The 7,263-nt window shown below is 71.6% G+C and carries 6 protein-coding genes; all 6 read left to right on the top strand.

Annotation, left to right across the window (positions count from 1 at the left end):
* Positions 1 to 994, top strand: a 994-nt coding sequence (locus tag G3I65_RS03670) for a sugar transferase (RefSeq protein ID WP_160694748.1), incomplete at its 5' end; no start/stop codon positions are given.
* Positions 991 to 2,154 carry a glycosyltransferase gene (locus G3I65_RS03665; RefSeq protein WP_160694746.1) on the top strand — a complete coding sequence of 388 codons (1,164 nt, stop codon included), beginning with the start codon at positions 991 to 993 and terminating at the stop codon, positions 2,152 to 2,154. The genes G3I65_RS03670 and G3I65_RS03665, both read left to right, overlap by 4 nt.
* Positions 2,138 to 2,896, top strand: coding sequence for a response regulator transcription factor (locus G3I65_RS03660; RefSeq protein ID WP_239070428.1), 759 nt, complete (start codon positions 2,138 to 2,140; stop codon positions 2,894 to 2,896). The genes G3I65_RS03665 and G3I65_RS03660 overlap by 17 nt, the downstream gene beginning before the upstream one ends.
* Positions 2,897 to 2,984: 88 nt before the next feature.
* Positions 2,985 to 5,033: a hypothetical protein gene (locus tag G3I65_RS03655; RefSeq protein ID WP_160694744.1), complete on the top strand. Its 2,049-nt coding sequence runs from the start codon at positions 2,985 to 2,987 to the stop codon at positions 5,031 to 5,033.
* A 21-nt stretch (positions 5,034 to 5,054) separates the two neighbouring features.
* The gene (gene pelF / locus G3I65_RS03650) at positions 5,055 to 6,497 is read left to right on the top strand and encodes a GT4 family glycosyltransferase PelF (RefSeq protein WP_160694742.1); all 1,443 of its coding nucleotides are present in this window, start codon (positions 5,055 to 5,057) and stop codon (positions 6,495 to 6,497) included.
* Positions 6,494 to 7,263: hypothetical protein (locus G3I65_RS03645; protein WP_203612269.1), on the top strand; the 770-nt coding region annotated here is incomplete at its 3' end. The genes pelF and G3I65_RS03645, both read left to right, overlap by 4 nt.

Raw genomic sequence — 7,263 nt, 5'->3', positions numbered from 1 at the left:
CGGGCTGCGGGCCGCCCGGCGGCATCGGCTGCTGGCCGAGCCGACGGTGATCGCCGGAACAGGCACGCTCGGCCGCGAGATCGCCGCGATCCTGCGTGAGCACCCCGAATACGGGCTCACGCCGGTCGGGTTCGTCGACCGGCTCCCGCCCGGACCGGCGTCCGGTCTCCCGCTGCTGGGCGCTCCCGAAGACCTCGCGGAGATCGTCGAACGGCACCGCGTGCTGCGCGTGCTCGTCTGCTTCCCGGCCGCGACCGACGCCGAACTCGCCTCGATCCTGCGCGGGACGCGGGTCCGCGTCTCGGTCGTCCCGCGCCTGTACGAGCTGGGCACCACGATCCCCGCCCGGTACCGGGACGAGATCCACGCCATCCCGTTCGTCACGCTTTCCCCGGCGCCGGCCGGAACGCGGGCGAAGCGCCTGTTCGACCTCGTCGTCGGCGGTCTCCTCGTCGTCGCGGTGGCCCCGCTGCTCGGGGTGCTGATGACGGCGCTGCTGGTCCGCCACGGCCGCCCGGTGCTCTTCCGCCAGGTCCGGCTGAGCCGCGACGGCTTACCGGTGACGATCCTCAAGCTGCGCACGCTCGACGACCCGGCCCCGGACACGAGCTGGGCGATACCCGCGGAAACCGGCGGCGCGCTGCGGCGCGGGCTGCGGGTCACGCACTTCGACGAGCTGCCGCAGCTGTGGTGCGTGCTGCGCGGCAGCCTGTCGCTGGTCGGGCCCCGGCCGGAACGCCCGTACTTCGCGGCCCGCTTCGCGCGGACGATCCCCGGGTACGCCCAGCGCCACCGCGTGCCGGCGGGCGTCACCGGCTGGGCCCAGGTGCACGGGCTGCACGGCGACACGTCGATCTCCCAGCGCGTCCGCTTCGACAACGCCTACATCGAAAACCGCTCGTGCTGGACCGACCTGGTCATCCTCGCCCGCACCCTCGGCACGTCACTGGCCGGGCTGCGCCGATCCCGCCGACCCGAAGGAGAACGACCATGAGAGTTCTGCACGTCATCACCGGGCTGGACGTGGGCGGCGCCGAGCTGCAAGTCCGGATGCTGCTCCAGCACACCCGCCACGACGCCGAGGTGCTCGCGCTCTACAACCCGGCCACGGTGGCCGACATGATCCGCGAGGACGGCGGCCGCGTGCGGGACCTCGGGATGCGCCGCAACACCGAACTCTCCGCCGTCGGACGGCTGGCCCGGCTGATCCGCGCGGAGCAGGTCGACGTCGTCCACGTGCACCTCTACCGCGCCTGTATCTACGGGAGGGTCGCCGCCTGGCTGGCCCGCACCCCGGTCGTCGTCACGAGCGAGCATTCGATCGGCGAGACGCACATCGAGCGCCGTCCGATGACCGCGGGCGTGCGGGCGCTGTACCTCGCCACCGACGTGTTCTCGGACGTGACGATCGCGGTGTCGGAAACCGTGCGTGAGCGGCTCGAGAAGTGGGGCGTGCGGGCCCGCAAGATCGTCACCATCCCGAACGGGCTCGACTTCGCCGGCCTCGTGTTCGACCCGGTCCGGCGGGCCGCCGCACGGGCCCGCCTCGGCATCGCGCCCGACGAGTTCGTCCTCGGCGTGATGGGCAGGCTGGACGCGGCGAAACGGATCGAGCTGGCCATCGAAGCCGCGGCCCCCCTGCTCGGCGAAAAGTGCCGGATGCTGATCGTCGGGCAGGGCGCCGACCGGGAACGCCTCGAGGGGATCGCGGCCGCCAACGGCGTCGCCGGCCAGGTGATCTTCGCCGGCTACCAGGCCGACGGCCTCGCCATGCTCTCCGCGCTCGACCTCTACGTGTCCACCTCCGCGCAGGAGACGTTCGGGCTGTCGGTGCTGGAGGCCCTCGCCAACGGGATGCCCGCCCTGTTCACCGCGTGCCCGGCCCTCGACGGGATCGGCACCGACCGGGCCCGCCAGGTCACCGGCGGCGTGCCCGAGCTGCGGGCGGAGATCCGCAAGGAGATCGAGGCCGGGCCGCGGCCGCGGGTGGCCGTGCCCGAGGTGCTCGACCGGTACGGCATCGCCTCGGTCGCGGCCCGCCTCGACGACCTCTACGACGACCTGGCCGCCGCCCGCCGCAAGCGGTTCCGCCTGCGCCGCCGCCCGAGCGGTCCTTCGTTTGGAGGAGACCGTGCTCATGTCCGCGCACGATGACTACGCCGGGGCCGGAGCGCACCTTGAGGACATGACGCTGGTGCGGATCTTCCTCGTCGACGACCACGAGATGCTGCGCGACGCCCTCGCCGCGCGGCTGTCGCTCGCCCCGGGCGTCTGCGTCGTCGGCGGAGCGGCCGTGAGCGACCCGCTGCTGCTGCGGCGCATCGAGCTGATCCGGCCCGACGTGGTCACCGTCGAAATAGGACACTGCGGGACGGATCCCCGCGTGCTGCTGGGCACCCTGGCCGAGGAGTTCCCGGAGCTGTCCGTCGTCGCGCTCACCGATCGCACGGAGACCGCGCTCGCGGTGGCCGCCGCCAAGGCGGGCGTGATCGCGTGGGTGCCGAAGGAGAGCACGATCGACCACCTGGTCACGGTCCTGCGCGGGGCCGGGCTCGGGCAGGCGAGCTACCCGTCGGTCCACCTCGGCGAGGTGCTGCGGGCCCTGCGGGACGACATCCGGCGGGCCCGGGACCGCACCGGCCCGCTGGACATGCTGAGCCACCGCGAGCGGGAAGTGCTGGCGAGCATGGTGGACGGCAAGCGGCGCTCCGAAATCGCCCGTGAGCTGTGCGTCTCGACGAACACCGTGCGCACCCACACGCACAAGATCCTCACCAAGCTCGGCGTCGGCAGCAGCCTGGAAGCGGTCCGGATCGCCGTGTCCTCGGGAATGCGGCCCGCAGCGGTTCCGCCACCGTCCGAAGCGCACCAGCGGATCACCGGCCCGAAGTCGTAACGGCACTCGTCCTGCTGGATGAGTTGCCCGCGACCGGACGCGCCTAGCGTCGAGCCGACAGCCGTGCCCAGCTGCAGAAGGAGTTGGCGTGAAATACCTGAAGAAGTGGCGCCCCGCCATCGCTCTGGTGCTGACGGCCGGATGCGCGTGCGGGTTCGCCGTCGCGTCGGGCACCGCGAACGCGGCCGGCCCGCCCCGCGTCGACCTGAACGTCCTCGTGGTCACCGACGGAACGCCGTGGGTGGACGGAATCCGCAAGCAGATGGCGTCCGAAGGCGTCGCCACCACCGTCGTCGACCTGAACGACGGCGCCCGCCCGGTCATCACAGGGGCGTTCCTCGCCGACACCCTCGCCGACGGCACGGCCCACGCGAAGTTCGAAGGCGTCGTGCTGCCCAACGACTCCCCCGCCGGGCTCTCGGCGGACGAACGCGCCGCGCTGACCGGTTACGAAAGCGCGTACGCGATCCGGGAGGTGGACAGTTACGTCTATCCGACGGCGAACGTGGGAATGAACCCGCCCACCTACGCGGGCTCGCTCGACGGGGTCACCGCGACCGCCACCGCGGCCGCGCGCGGCGATGCCTTCCGCTACCTCAAAGGCACCTTCAAGTTCGACGGCGCACCCGGCGGCCCGACCTCCTACGGCTACCTGGGCCAGCCGCTGGCGAACACGACGACGTCGGCCTTCACCTCGTTCCTGACCGCCCCGATCCCCGGGACGTCGACCACGGGAACGCTCGCCGGCGTCTACACCACGGGCAACCGGCAGCAGCTGGAAGTCAGCTTCGGCTACAACTACTACCAGGGCCAGTTCCGGTACCTGGCCCACGGAATCGTCGACTGGGTCACCAAGGGCCTGCACTTCGGGTACTGGCGCAACTACTTCAGCGTCCACATCGACGACATCTTCAGCTACGACGCGATCTGGAGCGACGTCGGCAAGTGCACCCCGGGCGACGGCGTCTGCGCGCCGGGAACACCGGACACCACCCCGGTCCGGATGAGCACCTCCGACGCGAGCTACGCGGCCTCGTGGGAGCAGCAGAACTCGTTCACGCTGGACCTGCTGTTCAACGGCGGCGCCTCGGCGCAGTACATCCAGGACAACGGCGGGCTGCTCGGCCTCGATCCGCTGCTGTTCCAGTTCCAGCTCATGACGAGCCAGTTCCGGTGGGTCAACCACACCTACACCCACCAGTTCCTGGGCTGCCAGCAGGACTTCACCGTGGTCCCGTGGCGGTGCGCGACCGACTCCGCGGGCAACACCCTGTGGGTGTCCTCGGCGACCATCAACAGCGAAATCACCAAGAACACCCAATGGGCCCGGCAGAACGGGATTCCCGTGCGCGGCGGCGAACTGGTGGCCGGGGAACACTCGGGCACGTTCATCCTGCCGCAGCAGCCGGTGGACAACCCGAACTTCGTCAACGCGCTGGGCCCGGACGGGGTCAAGTGGCTGGGCCTCGACGCCTCCCGCGAGGCGGGCCAGCGGGCCGTCGGTGCCGCGCTGGGCGTGCCGCGGCACCCGATCAACGTGTTCTACAACGTCGCCAAGAAGAGCGACGAGGTCTCGGAATACAACTGGCTCTACACGTCCGCGGCCGACGGCGGCAGCGGAATCTGCGAGAACAGCGCCACGACGACGTGCATCGCGCCGCTCGACCGGACCACCGGGTGGGATTCCTACATCCTGCCGCAGCAGATCCAGATCACCCTCGGCTACGTGCTGCAGAACGACCCGCGGCCGTTCTACATGCACCAGTCGAACCTGTCCCAGGACAGGCTGGCCTACCCGGTCATGGGCGGCGTGCTGTCGGCCTACCGCGGTGTCTTCGCCTCGAGCACCCCGGTCGTCAACGCGACGCTGACCCAGGAAGGCCAGGCCCTGCAGGCCCAGGACCGGTGGGCGGCGACGCAGAACGCCGGCACCGTTTCGGGGTACGTCCAGGGCACGACGGTCGTGCTCACCGGCCCGGCCGGCACTTCGGTGCCGCTGACGGCCCCGAACCAGACCAAGATCGGCACATCCGCCTTCGGCAGCCCGTATGCCGGGGAGCGGTCGGACTACACGACGCTGGGAACGGCCGGGGCGAAGCTGACGCTGCCCGCCACGCTGTTCCCGACGTCGCCGTGAAGTTCGCGAGCGGGTGAACCGATGAAGGTCGCGCTGATGACCGAGGGCACCTACCCTCACCAGTTCGGCGGGGTGAGCGTGTGGTGCGACCAGCTGGTCCGCGGGATGCCGTCGCACGACTTCCACGTGGTCGCGCTCGTCGCCACCGGCGCCGAGCGGCCCGCGTGGGAGCTGCCGGCGAACGTCGCCTCCGTCGTCAGCGTGCCCTTGTGGGGTGCCGGTCCGGCCGGGCGCAAACCCGGCCGGACCGCCCGCCGCCGGTTCTCGGTGCTGCTGGCCGAACTGGTCGACGTCCTGCTGGACGGCTCCGTCGAGGCGACGGCCCGGTTCGGCGAGGCCCTGCGGGCGCTTTTCGAGTACGCACAGGAGGAAAGCCTCACCGGGGCGTTCGGGACCGACGAGGCCTTCGAGCTGTTCACGCGGCTGTGGTGCGGGAGCCGGCCGGACACCGACCCGCTGCGGCCGAGCCTGCAGGACGCGCTGACCGCGGTGCAGCTGATCGAGCACTCCCTGCGCCCGCTGTCCCACCCGCCGGCGGACGCCGACGTGGCGCACGCCGTGACCAACGGCCTCGGCGTGCTCCCGGCGCTCACCGTGAAGTGGCGGTACGGCAGGCGGGTGATCGTCACCGAGCACGGCATCTACCTGCGGGAGCAGTACCTGCACGCCCGCCGCGGCCCGTACCGGTGGCCGGTGAAGGCGCTGTACCTGCGGTTCCTGCACCACCTCTGCGCGCTCGGCTACCGGGAAGCGGCGGTGATCACGCCCGGGAACGTCTACAACACCCGCTGGGAGCAGCGCCTCGGCGCGTCCGGCGACGTGATCAAGACCGTCTACAACGGAGTCGACCCGCAGAACTTCCCCGCGTTCGAAGGAGAACCGGAGCTCCCGACGATCTCGTGGGTCGGGCGCATCGACCCCATCAAGGACCTCGAGACGCTGATCCGCGCGTTCGCGCTGGTGCACGAAGTGATGCCCACTGCGCGGCTGCGCCTGTTCGGTTCACCGCCCGGTGGCCGCGAAGGCTATTTGCAGCAGTGCAAGGATCTCGCGGCCGAACTCGGCGTCGGCGCGGTCACCGGGTTCGAAGGGCGGGTCGAGAACATCCGGGACGCGTACGAGGCCGGGCACGTCGTCGTGCTGTCCAGCCTCTCCGAGGGGTTCCCGTACAGCGTGCTCGAGGCGATGACCTGTGGCAGGCCGTGCGTGGCGACCGACGTCGGCGGCGTCACCGAAGCGATCGCGGACACCGGGATCGTGGTACCGCCCCGGAATCCGCGCGCGCTGGCCGACGCGTGCCTGCGGCTGCTCGGTGACGGCGAGCTCCGCCGTCGCCTCGGTTCCGGTGCCCGGGCGCGGGCCTTGGAGTACTTCACCGTGGACCAGGCCGTCGAGACCTTCGACGAGCTCTACGAACGGATCGGGGCCGGTCTTCCCCTGCGCTACGCGGAGGTGGCCGGATGAGCGCGGGAACCCTGTCCGGCCTGCAGCAGGCGGCGCCCTTCCTCGACCAGCCCGGTCACCCGGACCAGCCGGACGGGGTCGCCGAACTCTGCGATCAGTTTGCCGACGTCTGCCGGTCCGCGTCCGACGCGCTGGAGATCGCCGCGGCGCTGGAGTTCGACGGGCTCAACGACCAGGCGGTCCAGGCGAAGTACGGCTACCCCGACGTGTTCGACCTGGCCGAGGAGATGCACCGCCGCGTGCCCGTCGACCCGGCCGAACCGCCGGCGGAAGCGGATCCCTGGCGGCTCGGCCCGGCGGGCCCGGCGCTGCACGGGCTGATCTACAGCCTGCCCGCGTTGTTCTTTCCCGCGGCGGCGGGACTGCTGAGCGGGACCGCGTCGATCACCGTGCTGCTGGTGTCGATGCTGGCGTCCTGGTCGGCCGGCCAGGGACTGGCCTACCTCGGCTACCTGCGGCTCGGCCGCGGCGACGCCGCCGCGACCAAACGGACCCTGCGCCACGGCTTCGCCGCCGCCGCGCTCGGCGTCGGTGTCGCGCTGGCGATCACCGGGCTGCTGACCGGGGCGCGGACGACGGCGTTGCTCTTCGGCTTCGGCCAGGGGCTGTACCTGCTGTGCGCGACCGTGCTCATGGTGCTGCGGGCGGAACGGCTGCTCCTGCTCGTGCTGGCACCGGGCTGCCTGGCTGGCGCGGGATTCCTGGCGCTCGGCCGCCCCGCCGCGCTCGCCCCGGCCGCCGGGTGGGTCCTCGCCGTGACGCCGCT

Origin of the sequence: Amycolatopsis sp. SID8362, assembly GCF_010550475.1 — a bacterium.
Taxonomy (GTDB): domain Bacteria; phylum Actinomycetota; class Actinomycetes; order Mycobacteriales; family Pseudonocardiaceae; genus Amycolatopsis; species Amycolatopsis eburnea.
Note: the sequence above shows the minus strand (reverse complement) of the source record. Positions and strands in the feature narration are given on the sequence as shown.

Bases quoted from the DNA above. Each gene is read 5' to 3' on its own strand.
- G3I65_RS03665 (WP_160694746.1), top strand. From the start codon at position 991: ATGAGAGTTCTGCACGTCATCACCGGGCTGGACGTGGGCGGCGCCGAG.
- pelF (WP_160694742.1), top strand. From the start codon at position 5,055: ATGAAGGTCGCGCTGATGACCGAGGGCACCTACCCTCACCAGTTCGGC.
- G3I65_RS03660 (WP_239070428.1), top strand. From the start codon at position 2,138: ATGTCCGCGCACGATGACTACGCCGGGGCCGGAGCGCACCTTGAGGAC.